This is a genomic window from Hafnia paralvei ATCC 29927 (genome assembly GCF_001655005.1).
GTDB classification, from domain to species: Bacteria; Pseudomonadota; Gammaproteobacteria; order Enterobacterales; family Enterobacteriaceae; genus Hafnia; species Hafnia paralvei.
Genome location: NZ_LXET01000010.1, coordinates 92722 through 112078, shown reverse-complemented (window position 1 = coordinate 112078; position 19357 = coordinate 92722). Strand labels below are relative to the sequence as shown.

Sequence of the window (19357 nt, the reverse complement as noted above, 5' to 3'; positions counted from 1 at the left end):
CCATGCGGTCCGCTAATCAAGCGGGCTGCATCATTCGCTCCATTAAACCGCTTCGACGCAGCGTCGGCGTACGGATCGCCGTCAGCAAAATTTTATCCCTGCTGAACAACGTCAGTTGCTGCTTGGCACGTGTTATCGCGGTATAGAGCAGCTCACGGGTGACTATCGGCGAGAAATCAGCGGGCAGCGCCAATAGCGTGTGTTCGAATTCAGAGCCCTGTGATTTATGCACCGTCATCGCATAGGCCGTTTCCGTTTGCGGCAAGCGGCTAGGCTGAACGGATTTGATTGAACCATCGGGTAATTGGAAGTACACGCGGATATTCCCCGCCGAATCGGCAAGCGCAATACCAATATCGCCGTTAAACAACCCAAGAGAACTATCGTTGCGCGTGACCATAACGGGTCTTCCGCTATACCAGCGCTGGTGTGCCTGCGTCGGCTTATGAATAAGTTTGGCCTTAGCTAACGCCAACTCGATACGTTCATTGAGTCCCGTCTGACCAAAAGGCCCTTCGCGTAGCGCACACAGCAATCGGAAGCGCGAAAAACTGGCGAGAACGTCAGCGGCATCGGCCATATTCGCGACTAATTGCAGCGTCGAGCGATAACCGTCAACGCAGGTTTGGATAAGCGTAGAGTAATCCTCATCCTTGGTCATCGGTATCCACGCAATGTCAGAAAACTGTCCATCAAAACAACGGCGCGCGCGTGCGGTATCACCTAAATTCACCGCCGTCGCCAACTGGCCAATGCCAGAATTGGCATCAAAACGATAGCTCTTTCTCAACAGGCAAATACTGTCACGAACGGCGATATCCGGTGCCTCAGCGCCTTCAGGAATTACGCTCTGGCACAACGTAGAGAGTTCTTGAGCACGCGCAGGGCGAAAACCAAACTCGGCAAAGCGACACAAATCGCCTAATACTGCCCCCGCTTCAACTGAAGCCAACTGATCGCGGTCACCTAATAAAATCAAGCGCGCGCCATATGGCAGCGCGGCGATAAGCTTCGACATCATCGGCAAATCAACCATGGAGGCCTCATCCACCACCAACACATCTAAATGCAGCGGATTATCACGATGATAACGCAGACGAATGCTATTAGGTTGAGCGCCCAGCAGGCGATGCAGCGTATAAGCCTCTTGTGGGATAGATTCACGCTCGTTCGGGGTCAAGTTCAGCGCTTCAATAGCCGCGCCTAAGGATTCGGTTAACCGTGCAGCCGCCTTTCCCGTCGGCGCAGCCAGTTGAATACGTAGCTTCTGGCGTGGATGCAAGCGGATCAGCGCGGTAAGCAGCTTCGCCACCGTCGTGGTTTTCCCCGTGCCTGGGCCCCCTGAAATAACTGACACTCTACGAGTAGCCGCAACGGCGGCGGCCACCTGCTGCCAATTGATCTCATCGGCGGGATTTGTCGACGGAAAAAGCTGGGATAAAATCGGCGGTAGCGTTGATACACTCTCGTCGGGTGGCAAATCTGAAGCGGCAAAAAACTGCGCCACGACGCCTTCATCCTGCCACAAGCGCTGTAGGTACAAACGTTGATTTTGCAAAATCAACGGAGCCGCATAGCCTCCATCGCTGACCTCTGGTTCTGCCAGCAATAATGCCTGCCAGTGCATCTCATCTATATCGCCAAACAACGTTTTCAGATCATCGGTAAAGTCTGGGAACTGTACCACTAGCGCATCTATTCTAAGCTGGTTCAAAGGCAAGCAAACATGTCCAGAAGCAACTTCCTGACTCACCAATGCCGCGGCTAAAGCCAGATGTGGCTGCCCTTGGCCAGCCATTAGGCGAGCAAACTGAACATCCAGAGAACGAAGCTGGTTTTGCTCTCCCATCCGTTGAAGAAGATCAAAAATCATTGTGCTTCACCCTCCGGAATATAGCCAAACAGCCTGTCCATGCCTTCTATCAGCGCCGCATCAGGACGGCAATGGAAAATGCCTTGCCCTGGTTGCGCTGGCGTCATACCACGTAGGAAGCAATAAAAAACGCCGCCGAAATGCTGTTCATATTGGTAGTTTGGCAAACGGTGACGCAGATAACGGTGCAATGCTAATGAATAGAGCTGATATTGGAAATCATAGCGATGCTCAGCCATAGCGGCGACCATCGCCTCTTGTGTGTAAGCACTCGCATCCTCGCCTAACCAATTGGACTTATAATCCAGCACGTAGAAACGCCCTTGCCAGAAGAAGACCAAATCGATAAAGCCTTTCAACATGCCGCGCACCTGTCGAAAATCTAGTGGCGCACACTGTGCTGAAAGTGGATCGTAACGCTTAATTAAAGCGTCTAGTTCAGCGCTACGTACCAACTGTTCAATCGGCAAATAAAATTGTAGCTCGGCCTGCACTTGGCTTGGCGCAAGTTGCGCTAAACACGGCCCACTCTCTGCTAATGGGGCGCGAAGAATAGCGTCCAGCCAGCTATCTAACACTGGAACCCACTCAGTATTCAGCCCCTGTTGCGTCACCTGCTCAGTCAACTCTGTGATATCACGGGGCTGAGTGAAATCCATCGGCTCTAATAGACTATGTAAAAACGTCCCTGGAGCGGCGCCTTTAGGGAAAGTATGCGGTGTGAGTGCAGGTATACTTTCTACCTCTGACTCCCCTACCGCATCCACATCGAGTTTGGGTAACAAATCCAAAAATTGGGAACTACCGTGCTGCTGTAAGCCTGAATAGCTGGTGACTCGCCAATCATCCTGCATCTTGCGAGTGAAAAGTTTAGCCTGCAGTTCTTGTGCTTCTTGCGCCGTCGCTACCCACGGAGAGCCATCTTGAGCCTCAACCGTGGTGACCAGAATATCGTCGTTCTGTAAGCGCTCAAGACATGCTAATAGCATTGCTGCGTCGCCGGGCTCGCCTTTTTGTAGCAAGTGTCCGATAGCGCTGTTATGGACATCGGTTTCCCCTTGCTTCTTGCGCCCGCCTAAAAACAGCGGTGCAAGCCCGAGGCTACAGTGATAAACCGAGCGCGTAAGCGCAACGTAAAGCAAGCGGAGATCCTCTGCAAGGCGCTCCTCTTCTGCCAACTTAACCGCATCGTCACTATAGTTGAGATCGAGAACCGCATTGAAACTGTCTCGGTCATGATAAAGCGGCTGTTTTTGCAACCGATAACTGCCGATAAATGGCAGCCAAACAATAGGAAATTCTAATCCTTTCGACTTATGAATCGTCACCACCTGAACCAAATGGCGATCGCTTTCCAAACGTAGTTGCTGGTTTTCAGATTGAACCTCAGGGCTATCGATTTGCTGAGCCAACCAACGCAGAAGTGCTGGCTCGCTATCCAAAGTCAGCGACGCCTCCTGCAACAGTTCCCCAATATGCAGCACATCGGTTAAACGACGCTCTCCCCCCTCGCTCGCTAGAAGGTTCTCAGCCAGATGCCTCCGCCCCATAATCTCACGTAGCATCGGCAATACGCCCTGCTTTTGCCACTGTTGGCGGTAAGTGTCAAACTCATCCACCAGCGCATCCCATAGACGCTCATCCTGATTAAGCTCATTGAGCTGCTGTGAATTCAGCCCCATCAGACTGGTCGCCAAAGCGCTGCGTAACAGACGCTCTTGCTCTGGAGCCAGAACCGCCTGTAATAACCAAAGCAGATCGCGAGCTTCTGGGGTTTGAAAAACGTTGTCTCGGTTGGAGAGATAAACAGAGGGTATTGCCAGTGCGCTTAGCGCATCTCGAACCAATGCGGCTTCTGCACGGCTACGCACCAGAATCGTGATATCTGATGCCTCAACCGGCTTAGCTATTTCACGCCCCAGTGAATCCTTCTTGTCAGTGTAAAGCAGCGCTTTTCCCTGCTGGCCTGCCGTTAACCAATCACGAATTTGCGCCGCACACTGCGCCGCCAGAGACTGTTGGTATTCCACTGTGCCGCAGCCTTCCCCCGGTTGCAGCCATATATGCATCGCTTTTTGAATATCGCCGGCTATTTCAAAACGCAAAGCCTGATTTTTCTTGGCTGCGGACACCGGTAAAAAGGGAATATCGGCAAAAAGAAAAGGTGATTCAACCGCAGAGAAAACCTGATTGACCGCCGACACCATTCCAGGTGATGAGCGCCAGTTTGTTCCTAACGTATAGTGATGCTTCACTTCGCTACGCGCGTACATATAAGTAAAGATATCGGCACCACGGAAAGCATAAATAGCCTGTTTAGGATCGCCTATCAACAACAGGGCTGAGTCCGATTGTTTGTCACTCTGAGGTTGTAAATATATCGCCTGAAAAATGCCGTATTGCTGTGGATCGGTATCTTGGAATTCATCAATCATGGCAACGGGGTAACGCTGCCTAATCGCCTGAGCTAACACATCACCACCAGACTGATTTAACGCCTGTGAAAGACGACTCAGAAGGTCATCAAAGCCGAGCTGTGCATGCTGGCGTTTCTCTTGCTGGACGCTAGTACGCACTTCGCTTAACGCTCGAGACAACAATAAATCGCGCAGCGATAGAGGCTCTGCGAGCAGTTGGTCAATAGCCACAAATAACGCATGCTGCGGAGGCGTCCCTTTCTTGGTTTTCTCCAACAGGAGGTTTTGTCCAAAACGTTTGAGTTCATCAGGAAGCTGATAGTCCCGCGTTTCCGATGTAGCCCAATCGCCGACGGTGGTTAGCCATTTGGGCAAAAAGCGACTGCTATAGCTGCGCTTATCCACGCCAGAATCCACAATCAGGCTTTCGATCTCGCCTGCGACCTCACGCCAATGTGCTTTTACGGCATCAATGCGTTCAATGATTTGCTGATGGCGCTGAGTCAACGTTTCATCGTCAGCGATAGCCTGCCGCAACATGGGTAACTCACCGTGCAGGTAAGGCTGCAAATCAGCCAATAGCTGTTCAGGACCGCTCCACTCTTGGCTGATAGCTGTAGCAATACTCAGCGGCAGCGGGTAACAATGGCGACGCCAGAAGTCGGCACATGCCTGTCGACGCAGCGGCAGTTCATCTTGCACTAGCGTTTGCTGGAACAAGATCCCTGATTCAAACGCATTGTTACTGAGCATCCGCTGGCAAAAACCGTGGATGGTATAAATCGCCGCTTCGTCCATTTGACGCTCAGCTGCCAATAACTGGCTGACAGCATCTTCCTTGTCATCAATCAAATTGAGTAAGTCAGACAACAAGGGATTCGTACTACTGCCACGCACACAGGCCAAGCGTAATTCGTGAATATTGCTACGAATACGTCCACGCAGCTCTTCAGTAGCGGCTTCGGTAAAAGTTACTACCAGAATTTCTTCAACAGACAAGGGGCGAGGAAAGGCATTCTCGCCTCCAAGTCCTAACAGCAAACGCAGATACAGCGCAGCGATAGTAAACGTTTTGCCAGTACCGGCTGAGGCCTCAATAAGACGCTCCCCAATAAGCGGCAACGCCAGAGCATCTAACGTTTGGGCTTGAGTCATTACGGCGCAACCTTAACAGGCAGAGTTTGCTGCAGCGTGGAGGCATTTGCATAGGTCTTCCAACCTTTTGGTGCGGCATAGTGCCCCTTCGCATGACCGCCGAGTACCTGTGATAGCAGCGCCATTCCCTGAGGTTTAATCACCGCCTGACGGTAGAACGTCACGATGTTCTCACGGTTAAGCACGTCAATTTGTTTGATTAACTTTTCGCGCGTATTGAACTCAAAGTTGCCACGATCAAAATCATTGGTGAAGCGTCCAGCCTCTTCATCCAACGTCTGCGGACGCTGCCGTAGCTGATTCACTAGCGCGAGCTTGTACTGATTGAAGTCCGCCTCTTTTAACGATTTCAAGCGCTTATCTGCCTGTGCATAAAAATCGAGATAGCGGTTATACAGATACGCAGGAGCCTGATTATTGCTTTGTAGCAAGAAACCGATCCCCCATTGATTACCGATTGAGGATGGGAAGGCAAACACCGCATACCCCAACTGTTCTTTAGTCCGTAACTGATCGTAGAACCACGGTTGAATGATCTGACTCAACAGATTGCTGTGCGCCATTCCCTGCACTTCATCGTAACCGGTTGGAATATAAACCGCCCCCAGCGCGGAATCGGTACTGCTCCCTGCCCGCTGTAGGTTGGCAAGCTGTTTATGCTCAATAACCACATCCTGACCGTGCCACCAGAGTGTTCCGCCGCATTTAAGCTGGGTACGAATATTTTGCGCCAAAGCTTTCACCTGAATGGCGGTCATATTGCCCACCACCAGCAGCTCCGGCGTCGCACCCTCAATGAGCTGGCTACGGTAGTTTTTAATATCACTAAGTGTAATTTTATCCAACAGTGCACGTCGCTCACTGCGCTCGGTGTAAGGAACGTTAGATAATGCCTGAATCGGCTGCATCGCCTGCTCAAACGCCTTGGCTTTTTCGGCAGAATCTAACCGTTCACGATACCAAGACTTCGCCTGCTCCAGATGCTCCTCGGTGGCATCAAAATTGGCATAGCCTTCAACCAAGGTGGTCAGCAACTGTGGTAGACGTTGCGTAAACCCGCTAGCGCTGATGGTTAGTCCATCGTTATAGGTCGTCGAAAAACCAATACCGCCGATTGAGGCCTGATAGGCCAACTGATCTAGCTCAATGCCGGCGAGATAATCCGTCAGCGCAAACATGACCTGCTCTTTGGCGCCGTCGCTCCCCACTTTGTTACGCAGGGAAAGTGTAATATTCGCTTTTGGCTCATCGGCAAAATAACGACTCGGCATATACAGAGCACGCAATCCCGGTTGATCGAGCACGATCTCTGGTTTTGTCAGCGTTGGAGAAACCGGTTTGATAAGTGAAAAATCGTCAGGAATGTAAGGGTTTAACGCGGGTAATGACAGCGAAATACGCTGCTCTAAATTATTCCAATCAGCAAACTGTTTCGCCGTGATGCGATCGACCTGATACGGAGCATCAACGAAATAAGCCGTTTTGTTATGTGGCTCATCAGGACTGATAAACCAGATACGAGCATTCTCTGGCGTCATACTACTCAGACGGGCAGTGATCGCCTGCGGATCATACTTATCCGCTAGATATGACGAGTCCAGCACATTTTGCACTGGCACTCGCAGCATGTTGTCGACCAACCATTCGATGTAATCCATGTCACGGGTAATCGACGGATAGCGGAAATCCAGATCGAGTACATGCGCAATTTCATCAAAGTAGCTTTGCTTCACACCCTGTTCACGCAGCAGTTTTAAATAGTCATATACAGCAGCAATAACGCGATCACGCTCAGCTAAACCTTTGTCGGTGAGCGAAACGCTAATAGAGAAAACGCCACCATTGCGATCGACCATCGGATCGGCACCTGCACCAATAGACTCTGCCAATCCCTGCTTTTGCAGCCAATCAGACAACGTATTCTTGCTACGATTACCAATGAGGTAAGCAATATACGTATCGGTTTTACTACGAAACGCAGCGCTATTGTTTTCAATACGATATTCAATTTTCAGCATCTTGCGTGGCTGAGCCGGTACGTAGTGGATAATAATCCCTTGCTGTTCCGGCGTAACCACTGGCACCGTAATCGGTGGCACACTTGCATCACGATTAGGTATACGACCAAAAGAAGTGACCGCGAGCTTGGCGAGGCTAGAGAGTGGCTGGTTACTGTAAATAACGCCGACCATCAAGTTAGCGGAATAGTAGCGATGATAAAACGACAATAACTCTTGGTGTAGCTTGCTGTTTGGTTTATCGCTCAGTGTTTCTAAGTTACCACCAGAAAAACGCGCACTCGGATGAGCCGGATTTAGCGTTTCGGCTGAAACCTGAGCCATACGCATACCGTCGCGTGAACGCGCCATGGTTAATTCGGCATTGACGGCATTACGCTCACGATCGGCATTTACTGGATCAAGTAAGGGTTCAGCAATGGCATCCGCAAGTCGATCAACGGCTGGCGACAGCGCATCATTTTCGACCTCAAGATAGAACGCCGTACGATAGGAGGCCGTACTGGCATTATGGCTACCGCCATGCTTTTTCAGGAATTCGGAAAGGTTATCGGCCTGCGGGTAGCGTTTCGAGCCCATCAACACCATATGCTCGAGGTAATGAGCCAAACCGAGCTGTGAGTTAGGGTCTTCCAGTGAGCCTACCGGCAGCGCTAATGCCGCAAGCGATTTAGGTGCATCTTTATCTGATACCAAAATCACCTTCATCCCATTATCTAGCTTGATCGCCTCATATAAACGCGGATCGCTGGCGCTCTTATCGATTTTCTCAGCCAATGCTTCCCATCCGGCAGGATCAGCCTTGGCCGTGCTCGCCGTTGACCATAAAAGCGATGTGCTTATCAACAGTAATACCATTACCGTCAGGAATGAAAACTGCCTGCGCATGAATAACCTAACCATCTTTTACCCCAAAAAGCCGAAAAATAATGCCATTGATACACCGTCTCAGCAGCGAATAGACATCACGTTAAGACAGACTAAGCGCTCACGCAAATTCGGTCTGACAAAAACACCTGTGTTTGACCACCATCAATCCAGATTATTCCGCGCGATCGGCAAATAATACTGCTCCGCCCATTGCTGAACCTCGCGCATTTTTTTCTCATCCATAGTGCGCATTACTCGCTGGATGTAAGGATCAGAGCCCTCGCCTATAACACGCTGGTCACCCTGCCATGCCAACAATAGTTTCATTTGTGCCTTCGATTGGGTTTGCTCATCCCAATCGACCATTCCGGAATCCTTATCAAAGCAGGCGCTCAGCCACGCCCAACCGGTTTTAGGCAGCAGTAAAAGAGGACAACTGCGACCTTGGCGATAACCTTCAATCAGTGGTAATAGCGCTTTTTCAGCGTCTTTGGGTGATAAAGGCGCAAAATGCCACGCCGAGTTTTGGCGACCAAAACACCGACTCTCACCTTCACCACCGCTAAAGCAATAAAACAAATGCTCAATCCACAAAGCCATACCATCTACCGCCCCAAGGATTGCTGACCGCCAACGTACCAAGCCGTTATCTTGTACCTGCTGTAACCAACCGGTTAACCGAACGCCACCCAGCATATAATCAATCTCAATGCTGTGCCCCGCTTGGCGATGCTCTCTTACCTTTGCGGCAACCTCCGACATTTCTTCCTGCTGTTTTTCCCAATAGAGTTCACCAAAGGCACCGTACGGCAAGCCACCCGCAGAGCGAAAACGGCGGAACAACGTCTCAGCCTCATCGCCATCAATCAACTGATTCAAGAGCTGACTATTGAGCTGATAGCGGCTGAGATTATCCAGCGTGAAAGGTTCTTCATCAGGTAGCTCGGTTTCTTCTAAAACGAAGTTGACGCCAAGGCGCATCTGGAAAAAGGCGCGTACCGGATGACGGTAAAAACGAATCAGCTCATCTAGCGTAATCGTCGAAAACTCTTCTAGCGGCAACGCTAAAGCAAACTCCTGATGTGCCTCACCGCTACGCCGGGCGGCAGGCAGCCACTCAGACGCATAACTTTGGCTTTCACTTCCCACGGCATAGTTTTCCGAGGCAAAAGGCACTCGCGGGTGCTGAATTTGCAAATATTCCATTACTCGCTTCGCGCTGCTATCGACGTCCAGCGTCTCGTCTCCCGGTAAATGGTGGCTTTGAGCAATATATTCCATCAGCTCACTGACCAATACCGACGGGTAACGCGGCGCATTATCCTGTATAGAGCGTCCTATGTAGCTGATATAAAGACGCTCTTGTGCTGACAGCAGCGCTTCAAGAAACAGATAGCGGTCGTCGTCTCGGCGGCTTCTATCGCCGCGTTGTACTTTGTTCGCCATCAGATCGAAACCTAATGGCGCAATAGTGCGCGGATAAATGCCATCATTCATGCCTAGCAGGCACACCACTTTGAAGGGAATGGAGCGCATTGGCATAAGAGTGCAGAAGTTTATCGGCCCAGCCAAAAAACGTTGGCTAATTCGCTCATTGTCTAAGCGTGATGTCAATTCATCGCGCAAAATTGAGATAGGTATCGCCTGGGGATATTCCGCGCTAATGCCATAACCAATCACCTTTAACCATTGCTGCTCAATGAGAGCTTGAACCGCCTCGGTTTCGCTATCTTGCTCAAAGAATTCGTTAAGGATTTCACGGCATAGCGGCTGCCACTCCTGAACACGATATTCACCGCTAAGCCGCGTACGCCACACGCTGAGCCTCATCAATAAATCAGCCAGTTGACCAGCTAACTCAGCAATAAGCCCGCTGGATTCATCATAAGGTAGCACCCCATTCCAATCGCCACAGCGACTATCCATTGCATAACCGAGCAACATGCGGGTTAAGCCAAACTGCCACGTATGTTGCCCCGTCGCGGGCAGATCCAGCGCACGCACATTGTCATCGTCTAGCCCCCAGCGGATCCCAGACTCATCAACCCAATGGCGTAAACGACGCAATCCCTCTTCGCTAATGCCAAAATGTGCGGCCAGAGCAGGTACTTCCAGCAACGTTAAAACATGCTCAGAGGTAAAGCGGCTGTTAGGTAGCTCAAGCAACGTCAAGAAAGCCTGTATTACTGGATGTGCCTGACGCGCACTGCGGTCAGAAATGGCAAAAGGCAGATAGCGCTCACGCGGCGCATTACCAAACACGGCCTGAATAAATGGCGTATAGCTGTCGATGTCAGCAACCATCACAATGACATCGCGCGGAGTCAGAGAAGGATCTTCCGCAAATAAATCCAGCAGTCTGTCATGTAAAACTTCAACTTCACGCTGAGGGCTGTGGCAAAGGTTTACGCTAATACTGCGATCTCCCCGCTCTAACAACCGTTTTCCACTGCTGCTGTTTAGGCGCTCTGGGCTGTCGACTATCTGGCTGTGGTCTTCCAGCTCAAGCAAATCGCGTTGAATGCGCGTCAGAAGTGTATCTTCCGTTAAATCGACAAAGGCATGTACTTCCTGCGGCTCGCGCTGCGCCAACAGATACATATGATCGCGCCCTAGCTTTCCCCAAGACGCAAGCAGTGGGTTACTGAGGTCTTGTTCACCGTCTGGTTTAAATAGTTCAGACGCGCTCTGAGGATCGCGGAAGAGGCTAATTTCCTGTTGACGTTGAATATGGTGACGACGTTTCCGGCTCTGTAGCTTGGCAAGAAATGCATAGTCTTGAATATCACCCCAATAATAACGACATGGGTTAGTAAACATCAGGTGCACATCAATATGCTTACCTAATGCCTTTAAAGCATCGAGATAAATCGGTGGAAGCGCGGCAATCCCACAAATGAAAACACGTTTAGGCAGCCCTTGTGGACACGCTGTTGCCTGCTCTAAGGTTTGTATAAACTTTTCGTACAAATTAGCGCGGTGCCATTCAGGTTGTTTTAGCTCGGCGGTATATTCTTTCAACGCCACCCACAGTGGAGCCTGCCATTGCTGCGACTCATCCAGACCGTCGACATACTCACCGCGCTCCCAAATCTGTAGCCACTCAGGACGGTACACTAAGTACTGGTCGTAAAGGTCAGCGACACGCGCCGCAAGCTGGAAATGTTTGCGGCGATCCTCATCGTCAGAGAGATAACGCGCCAGCGGCAAAAACGCTTCTTGCTCCAGCATTTTCGGCAATAGCCACATCAGTTTCCACGTCATGGCGTCTTTACTGAAGGCACTCTCTTTGGGAATGCCAGGCATGACCTGTGTAAACAAGTTCCAGATGAATGTCGCCGGCAGAGGGAATTCGATATTGGCAGCAATACCAAACTGTTTCGCCAACTCCATTTGGAGCCACTGCGCCATACCGGGACTTTGTACCAAAATCACTTCCTGCTCAAAAGGATTCTGCAAAGGTTGTCCTTCAATCAGCGCCGCGATCAGCTGTTTGAGCAAATCCAATTGGTTCGAGTGATAAACAGTAAACATGCGTTCTCCAACAATACAGGCAATGCACATACAGCTTGAAGTATGACGGGGTATACACTTTAGCCTTTCACGTCAGCTCAGGGAATAACAACCGCGACTTACTCCATCAACTGACTGCAGATTGTTCTTTCAAGCTGAGCCTGAATATTCAACGGCGCTCGAATGCTGGCTGAAATGATTTCGCATTCAAACTGCGACCGCGCCGTGACGACTATCGACCACGTATTGGGCAAAGCGAGCCGCGCGGGTATTTCAGCATTGGATGCCCCCATCCGATACAGCGTTATCGCCTGTTCACTCCTTTGCCATGCCTGTTGCTGCTGCCATAGCCTAACTTGCGATCGCGCCATCCATTGTTGATAGTTGAGTAACCCCAGAAACCCAACCGAGACTAATAGAATACTCACCATCACTTCAATCAGACCAAAACCAGACTGGCTATGAGTCTTCTGCTCTGTCGTGGCTAACATAGGCTTTCAAATCCTAGCGGAGAATAATCGAGCCACCCGGTAGAAAGTCGTAGCAAACGCGTCGCACCCTGTGGCGTCACCCGCGAGTTTACATAGCTAAATCGCCTGATTTGTACCGCATAGGTTTTTGTCTGTATGACCGCACACACAATGCCGAGCTCGGCGGTGATGGATTTAAAACATACCGTCACGGATGAAAAACGCTGGCAGCTATCCACTCGTGGTTTGGGCCATTCATGGGTCGCGATTACCTGACTTAGCGTTGATTCAACCTGTTGACGTACTGTCATTAGCTGCCGTTGGTAGGCGAGAGTTTGTACCTGATGCTCTATACGCCCCTGCTGCGCACCGACAAGCAAGAGTGACAAGCTCAACATCATAAGCACCGAGGGTAGTAGCATGCTGCCTGACTGATTATTTTCATGGCTGCTAGATAAGTTCATTTTTCAACCATTCGCCCATTCTCTGGCAGTATATATCGCGTTTGCTGTACGGCAGTAAAAGGCGGCTTTAGCCGCTGTAGCGCGAGCTGCACCTCATACCCACGATAAAGCGGAGCCACGTTGAAAAGCGAAACCTTAATCTCTTTTTCATCCGTGATTTTGTCCCAACCATTTCCCGAACATTGCTGAATGCCTCTCGCCGTTTCCAAAGCGCCGTTGCGTAAGCGGTAACCGAATGAATCTGCAGTAGTCGCAGAAGAGAGATCGATTCTTCCGTTGGTATCTAGATCGTAGAACACGATCAAACACGAATTTGCGGACTCCCCGCCAGTGCTGGCAATCATTGGCTGAGGGACTGAACATCCTTGAGCGCAAAATCCTGATCGAGTGAGGTCTTTATCTATACGATCTAAAAGCTGAGCGATGGATTCCTGTATCTGCTGCCAACGCTGAGCTTTAATATTGCCAGCGCGTAGCATGACCAATATTTGGCTGGTTGATAGCAGCACGATGCTTGAGAGCAACAAAGTCACCAGCACATCGGGAAGCGCCATACCCTTCTGAGGGTTTAGCTGCATGATGGGATCCCCAGCAAGCGTTTAGGTTGAGCACACAAACGTAGACGTCCTTGAGCCGACCAAATGGCGCTTACCGTTCCCGCTTCACTGCTCAATTCGATATGCCCAGCCATCGCATTATTTCGTATGCCGTAAAATCCTGCGCTTTTGCTCATTTGGGATGCGATAGCAATATCAGGCGTGGAGGGGGTAAAACGCCGTGCGGTATTTTGAACACTCACGCTTCGTTGCGAAGCATCAACCACAATTTGAGCCGTGCCGTTTTCGGCAAAAGCGCGTTGCTGAATCTGCTGTAAAAATGCCAATAGTTGCAGACTAGTCTGTTCAAGCTGTAACGCCATCCGTTGTTGTTTGAATCCATGTAAGCCATACGCCGCCATACTGGATACCAGCAACATAACCACCATCATTTCCAGCAAAGTAAAGCCGCTCATACGTGACCATTCCATTGTCTTTTCCTTTGTACTGACCGATAGGCATACCCTAACGATCCAGATAAGAAAGAAAAGCACAGCGCTCAACTTCAGGAATACCCGCCGCAGACGATTTGAGCTATCGATGTAATTTGCACGAAGATTTGCGAAACACAGTTCAACGTCGTCTGGAAGTATGAAAAAGGAGAGGACAAGCGAAGATAAAGAAGGTAAAAAACGCCAGCTCGGTGGCTGTAATGCTGTTCATTTAAGAGATCGAGATACACGGGGCTAGCACACCGCGGGGCGCTCCGGCGGCTTCGCCGCTACGACCCCATCGGTGTACTTCCCCTAAAATCAGGCTTAACTGGCAAGCATTACAGCTCGGTGGCTGGCGCTTTATTGAACGGATAGATGAAATTATATCGCGACCGGCGCTTTAATTCCGGGGTGCGGATCGTAACCTTCAATCTCGAAATCTTCGAAACGGTAGTCGAAGATGGATTCAGGTTTGCGCTTAATCACTAACTTAGGCAACGCTCGAGGCTCACGGCTTAGCTGGAGCTGAGTTTGTTCCATATGATTGCTGTACAGGTGGGTATCACCGCCAGTCCAAACAAAGTCACCCACGTCGAGATCCAACTGCTGTGCCATCATATGCACTAACAACGCATAGCTAGCAATATTGAACGGCAAGCCAAGGAATACGTCACAGGAACGCTGATAGAGCTGACAGGACAGTTTGCCGTCAGCAACATAGAACTGGAAGAACGCATGGCAAGGTGCCAACGCCATTTGGTCTAGCTCGCCCACGTTCCACGCCGAAACAATAATGCGGCGTGAATCAGGATCCTGTTTTAACTGTTCCATCACCTTGCTGATTTGGTCGATCTGGCGGCCATCGGCTGCGCCCCAAGCCCGCCACTGTTTGCCGTAAACAGGGCCAAGGTCGCCGTTTTCATCTGCCCATTCATCCCAAATGGTGACGTTATTTTCACGCAGATAGGCCGTATTGGTATCGCCATTCAGGAACCACAACAACTCATGAATGATGGAACGTAAATGACAACGTTTAGTGGTGACCAGCGGGAAGCCTTCTTGCAGGTTGAAACGCATCTGATGCCCAAAAATAGACACAGTGCCGGTTCCTGTGCGGTCGGCTTTTTGTGTTCCCTCTGCGAGCACTTTTTTCATTAAATCCAGATACTGTTTCATGTCACCTCACGACGTTTGTACTGTTGACTCCTGCAGCAGTTTTTCTGCCACAGGCTTTCGGCGTTGCTTAAAGAGTTTTTTGCTGCGGCTGGCGGCGATAGGCCCAAATCATCATGATCACACCCGCAATAATCATTGGGATGGAAAGGATCTGCCCCATACTAATGACGCCATCGAACAGTCCGAGTTGAGCGTCAGGCTGGCGGAAGAATTCCACGATGATACGAAACGCACCGTAGCCAATCAGGAATAATCCAGAAACGCTGCCCATTGGGCGCGGTTTACGAATAAACAGGTTCAAAATAATAAACAGAACCACACCTTCCAGCAGCAGTTCATACAGCTGGGACGGGTGCCGAGGCAGCACACCATACTGGTTTAAAATCTCTTGCCACTGCGGATTACTTGCCGCCAAAGGAATATCTTCGCTACGTGAGCTTGGGAATAACATCGCCCACGGTGTATCCGTAGTCACTCGTCCCCACAGTTCGCCGTTGATAAAGTTCCCTAAACGACCTGCCCCCAAACCAAAAGGAATTAATGGAGCAATAAAATCAGATACTTGGAAGAAGTTACGTTTGGTGCGGTACGCAAACACTAACATCACCACGATGACCCCAATCAGGCCGCCATGGAATGACATCCCGCCATCCCAGACTTTGAATAGGTAAAGTGGATTTTCAAGAAATAGGGGGAAATTATAAAACAGGACATAGCCGATACGGCCACCGAGGAAGACCCCCAAAAAACCGACATACAGCAGATTTTCAACTTCATCTTTGGTCCAGCCGCTTCCCGGCTTGTTAGCACGGCGCACTGCCAGCCACATGGCAAAGACAAAGCCCACCAAATACATCAGGCCATACCAATGTAAAGAGACCGGTCCGATGGAGAAAATCACTGGGTCAAAACTAGGAAAATGCAGATAGTTCGTCATCTATCACCACGACAATATCGAATATTTATTCCCCATCACACCTGCAATTTGCAAGATACAGGGCATCAGCGGGAAGGCAAGTTGCGCATAATAGCATAGGAAAGAAATCGAGCGGGCTAGAGGTTGCGGAAAAGTTATGTAAAACCGTGAATCGTAGTATCACCATTGAGCCAGCGGCTCAAGAAGTCGACCGTCCTCAGAGTAATGTGCACATTTCAGAAAGCGAGAAACAGGGGGCTGGCACACCGCTGAGGCTCTATCGGTGTACTTCCCCCCAACATCAGGATTAAGTGAACGGCACTATTCCATTAGAGAATAACGAGCAAATCAGTCCATTAAATATAGACATCGATCTGGTTTTCATCGGTTGGACGGTTTACCCCATCACCGGTTTTACCTACTTTATCTAATTGATTTTGCTGGGTCTGCTCCATTTCTTGCTGACGAATACGTGCAATCTCTGCCTGAAGCGCTTTAATTTGAGCCTGAATCAGCTCTTGCTGCTTTTTAATTTCCTCGGGTGACCCACCTGAGTTGGCTAAATCGCGCAGCTGTTGCTGTAGCTCTTGGATTTGTTTGGTGAGCTGTTGAATGCGTCCTGAACCGCCGCCGGCAGTGCTGGCGCCCACGGTTTTGCCACTACCGCTGCCAACGCTTTCACCACTGCCAGTGAGCGCCGGTGATTTCCCCGCCGCAGGAACGGCCATTGTGATTGATACATTTGCCATAACATATTTCCCCAAAGATATATTTTTATAATATCTCTGGGTTATCGGCAGAGCCGCGGGAAGATTGAACAATAGAATAAAAATAGTTTGATCCGCGCTGACTCTTAACGCTAAGTCATGCGGCAAGTGAGCGCCCAAGGCGTGCCTGTAGGTTTAGGTGAGCCAACATCATCGTCAAAGCGCGGGCAATTTGAAGTGTAAAGAGTCTAAACGGCGAAATCACCAACCGGTCAATAAAGAAAAGGTTTGCCAAAACAGCATCACAACGAGCACGGCACACAGCGGCACGCTGATAAGCAGTCGACCTGAAACCAGCTTATTAATGCCAATGCCCAATAACACAGAAATCGGCATCAGCGCTAAAAAAAACGGCCAAGTATAGAGCAAGAAGAAAGGCGTATTCATGCCGTAGACGATAAATGGCAGAACAAAAGCTAACCAATAGAACGAAAAGCCCAAGACACCACCAGCAAAGGCGTACGAAGGCTCTTCTTTATCCAATGACGTTTTCTTGTCAGCGGGAATGTTGGCGGCGTTTATCAGCATATATCAACCCTGAAAAATCGTTGCATTCACTCTAAGAATGAATTCCAAGCAACAATAACTAGGGTTTGATAATAGCGTTATGGCGTAAAACGTCTAACATTTGTGCGACCAAATTTGTTACTAATTGTTCGCCATTTAAATGAACCTCAGGCTGCTCGGGTGCTTCATAAGCCGAGCTGATTCCAGTGAAATTTTTAATCTCACCGGCGCGCGCTTTTTTGTAGAGTCCCTTGGGATCGCGTTGCTCACACACCGCTAGCGGCGTATCCACAAACACCTCAATAAAGCGGCCCTCTGGCAAGAGTTCACGCACTAATTGGCGTTCATGGCGATGGGGGGAAATAAATGCGGAGAGCACTATCAATCCCGCATCCTGCATTAGCTTAGCCACCTCACCGACGCGACGAATATTCTCAACGCGGTCGCCGTCACTAAAACCCAGATCGCGCGACAGACCATGACGCACATTATCCCCGTCTAATAAGTAGGTACTTACCCCTATCTGGTGCAGAGCCTGTTCCAAAGCACCGGCAATCGACGATTTGCCCGAACCAGAGAGTCCGGTGAACCACAGAACCGCCCCTTGATGACCATGCAGTTTTTCGCGATCTTCACGCCTCACTGCATGCTCATGCCAGACGATATCAGGGTTGGCAGCGTTACTTTCAGTAGCCTGTTGTAATAAATTGATATCAGTCACTCAAACATCCTTTCGCATTATTTACCGCCCAGCAAATCACGTGCTCCCCAGTGAGGAAAATGACGCCGGACCAAGGCATTGAGCTCAAGTTCAAACGCACTGTAAGCGTCGCTTTCTAGCGGTTGTTGAGTCAGTGCTTCACGGATAAGACCTGCGCCAACAGTGACGTTGGTTAAACGGTCGATAAAGATGAAGCTGCCGGTGTCATGATTTTGTGCATAGCTGTCAATCACCAAAGGCTCATCAAAGGTCAGCTCGACCAAACCAATGCCGTTAAGCGGGAGTGATTCAACCGCTCGCTGTGTCAGTGTGTTGATCTCAACCTGATAGTGAATTCTTTCGATACGCGCTCGGGTTTTCTTACCGCCCAACTTGATGTCAAAGCTTTGTCCTTGACTCAATGGTTGCTCAGACATCCACACCACGTCCACACTGGCACCCTGTGCGGCAGGAATCGACTCCTCCGCCGCGACGATAAGATCGCCACGGCTGATGTCGATTTCGTCTTCTAAAACTAAAGTGATAGCCTCACCGGGAACGGCTTTCTGCAAGTCACCATCAAAGGTCACAATGCGAGCAACGCGCGAAGATACGCCAGACGGTAACACTTTGACGGCCTGTCCGACGCTGATAACGCCGGCCGATAACGTACCCGCGTAGCCACGGAAATCCAGATTCGGTCGATTAACATATTGCACCGGAAAACGTAGCGGCTGCTTTTCAGCATCATGCACAACGTCTACGGACTCCAAGATTTCCAGCAGTGTGGGCCCGTGATACCAGCCCATCGCCGTACTTTGCGACGCCACGTTATCCCCATCAAGCGCCGATAGCGGAACAAACTTGATCTCTAAATCAGCGGGGAGTTGCTCTGCAAAACTCAGGTAATCCTGTTTAATTTGCTCAAAGACATCCTGTTGATAATCGCGCAGATCCATTTTATTCACGGCGACGACCAAATGGCGAATACCGAGCAGCGTGGCAATAAAGCTGTGACGACGCGTTTGATCCAACACACCTTTACGTGCATCGATCAATAAAATGGCCAAATCACAGGTAGACGCGCCGGTGGCCATATTACGCGTATATTGCTCATGCCCAGGGGTATCGGCGATGATAAATTTGCGTTTTTCGGTTGAGAAATAGCGGTAGGCAACATCAATCGTTATCCCCTGCTCGCGCTCAGCCTGTAGACCATCGACCAGCAGAGCCAGATCGAGCTTTTCCCCCTGCGTACCGATACGTTTACTATCACTGTGTAGCGTAGTCAGCTGATCTTCGTAAATTTGACGTGTATCGTGCAACAAACGGCCAATCAGCGTACTTTTTCCGTCATCTACGCTACCGCAGGTGAGAAAACGCAGCAGGCTTTTATCTTGTTGCAGTTGTAAATAGGCTTCCACACCGCCTTGCTCAGCGATTTGGTCAGCAATCGAATGGTTGATAATCTGGCTCATGAC

The 19357-nt window shown here is 50.0% G+C and carries 14 protein-coding genes; all 14 read right to left on the bottom strand.

Annotated elements, in window-relative coordinates:
* Positions 1 to 16: 16 nt before the first annotated feature.
* The 14 genes from recD to cysN all read right to left on the bottom strand — a co-directional run bounded on the left by recD (position 17) and on the right by cysN (position 19354).
* On the bottom strand, positions 17 to 1873 hold the full coding sequence (gene recD / locus M988_RS03920; RefSeq protein ID WP_039190062.1) for an exodeoxyribonuclease V subunit alpha: 1857 nt from the start codon (positions 1871 to 1873) through the stop codon (positions 17 to 19).
* Positions 1870 to 5445 carry an exodeoxyribonuclease V subunit beta gene (gene recB, locus M988_RS03915; protein ID WP_064572941.1) on the bottom strand — a complete coding sequence of 1192 codons (3576 nt, stop codon included), beginning with the start codon at positions 5443 to 5445 and terminating at the stop codon, positions 1870 to 1872. Before recB ends, recD begins: the two co-directional genes overlap by 4 nt.
* Entirely contained in the window at positions 5445 to 8351 is a 2907-nt protein-coding gene (gene ptrA / locus M988_RS03910) for a pitrilysin (protein WP_020303581.1), read from the bottom strand. Before ptrA ends, recB begins: the two co-directional genes overlap by 1 nt.
* 144 nt (positions 8352 to 8495) lie before the next feature.
* Positions 8496 to 11867 carry an exodeoxyribonuclease V subunit gamma gene (recC, locus tag M988_RS03905; RefSeq protein WP_064572940.1) on the bottom strand — a complete coding sequence of 1124 codons (3372 nt, stop codon included), beginning with the start codon at positions 11865 to 11867 and terminating at the stop codon, positions 8496 to 8498.
* 98 nt (positions 11868 to 11965) lie between these two features.
* Positions 11966 to 12337, bottom strand: coding sequence for a type IV pilus modification PilV family protein (locus M988_RS03900; RefSeq protein ID WP_039190073.1), 372 nt, complete (start codon positions 12335 to 12337; stop codon positions 11966 to 11968).
* Positions 12331 to 12780: a DUF2509 family protein gene (locus M988_RS03895; protein ID WP_064572939.1), complete on the bottom strand. Its 450-nt coding sequence runs from the start codon at positions 12778 to 12780 to the stop codon at positions 12331 to 12333. Before M988_RS03895 ends, M988_RS03900 begins: the two co-directional genes overlap by 7 nt.
* The gene (locus tag M988_RS03890) at positions 12777 to 13358 is read right to left on the bottom strand and encodes a prepilin peptidase-dependent protein (RefSeq protein ID WP_064572936.1); all 582 of its coding nucleotides are present in this window, start codon (positions 13356 to 13358) and stop codon (positions 12777 to 12779) included. The genes M988_RS03895 and M988_RS03890 overlap by 4 nt, the downstream gene beginning before the upstream one ends.
* On the bottom strand, positions 13349 to 13807 hold the full coding sequence (locus tag M988_RS03885; protein ID WP_008814543.1) for a prepilin-type N-terminal cleavage/methylation domain-containing protein: 459 nt from the start codon (positions 13805 to 13807) through the stop codon (positions 13349 to 13351). Before M988_RS03885 ends, M988_RS03890 begins: the two co-directional genes overlap by 10 nt.
* A 384-nt stretch (positions 13808 to 14191) precedes the next feature.
* Entirely contained in the window at positions 14192 to 14986 is a 795-nt protein-coding gene (gene thyA, locus M988_RS03880) for a thymidylate synthase (RefSeq protein ID WP_008814544.1), read from the bottom strand.
* 67 nt (positions 14987 to 15053) lie between these two features.
* Positions 15054 to 15923, bottom strand: a complete 870-nt coding sequence (gene lgt / locus M988_RS03875) for a prolipoprotein diacylglyceryl transferase (RefSeq protein ID WP_008814545.1) — start codon at positions 15921 to 15923, stop codon at positions 15054 to 15056.
* A 335-nt stretch (positions 15924 to 16258) separates the two neighbouring features.
* Positions 16259 to 16651: a FlxA-like family protein gene (locus M988_RS03870; RefSeq protein ID WP_008814546.1), complete on the bottom strand. Its 393-nt coding sequence runs from the start codon at positions 16649 to 16651 to the stop codon at positions 16259 to 16261.
* Between the two features lie 219 nt (positions 16652 to 16870).
* On the bottom strand, positions 16871 to 17194 hold the full coding sequence (locus M988_RS03865) for a DUF3561 family protein (protein ID WP_373368230.1): 324 nt from the start codon (positions 17192 to 17194) through the stop codon (positions 16871 to 16873).
* A gap of 61 nt (positions 17195 to 17255) precedes the next feature.
* Entirely contained in the window at positions 17256 to 17897 is a 642-nt protein-coding gene (gene cysC / locus M988_RS03860) for an adenylyl-sulfate kinase (RefSeq protein ID WP_064572934.1), read from the bottom strand.
* A gap of 17 nt (positions 17898 to 17914) precedes the next feature.
* Positions 17915 to 19354, bottom strand: a complete 1440-nt coding sequence (cysN, locus tag M988_RS03855) for a sulfate adenylyltransferase subunit CysN (protein WP_064572923.1) — start codon at positions 19352 to 19354, stop codon at positions 17915 to 17917.
* Positions 19355 to 19357: the final 3 nt, after the last annotated feature.

Coding starts and splice junctions, on each gene's coding strand:
- M988_RS03895 (WP_064572939.1), bottom strand. CDS start 12,780: ATGAACTTATCTAGCAGCCATGAAAATAATCAGTCAGGCAGCATGCTA.
- recD (WP_039190062.1), bottom strand. CDS start 1,873: ATGATTTTTGATCTTCTTCAACGGATGGGAGAGCAAAACCAGCTTCGT.
- M988_RS03885 (WP_008814543.1), bottom strand. CDS start 13,807: ATGGAATGGTCACGTATGAGCGGCTTTACTTTGCTGGAAATGATGGTG.
- M988_RS03870 (WP_008814546.1), bottom strand. CDS start 16,651: ATGGCAAATGTATCAATCACAATGGCCGTTCCTGCGGCGGGGAAATCA.
- lgt (WP_008814545.1), bottom strand. CDS start 15,923: ATGACGAACTATCTGCATTTTCCTAGTTTTGACCCAGTGATTTTCTCC.
- cysN (WP_064572923.1), bottom strand. CDS start 19,354: ATGAGCCAGATTATCAACCATTCGATTGCTGACCAAATCGCTGAGCAA.
- ptrA (WP_020303581.1), bottom strand. CDS start 8,351: ATGCGCAGGCAGTTTTCATTCCTGACGGTAATGGTATTACTGTTGATA.
- M988_RS03900 (WP_039190073.1), bottom strand. CDS start 12,337: ATGTTAGCCACGACAGAGCAGAAGACTCATAGCCAGTCTGGTTTTGGT.
- thyA (WP_008814544.1), bottom strand. CDS start 14,986: ATGAAACAGTATCTGGATTTAATGAAAAAAGTGCTCGCAGAGGGAACA.
- M988_RS03890 (WP_064572936.1), bottom strand. CDS start 13,358: ATGCAGCTAAACCCTCAGAAGGGTATGGCGCTTCCCGATGTGCTGGTG.
- recC (WP_064572940.1), bottom strand. CDS start 11,867: ATGTTTACTGTTTATCACTCGAACCAATTGGATTTGCTCAAACAGCTG.
- recB (WP_064572941.1), bottom strand. CDS start 5,445: ATGACTCAAGCCCAAACGTTAGATGCTCTGGCGTTGCCGCTTATTGGG.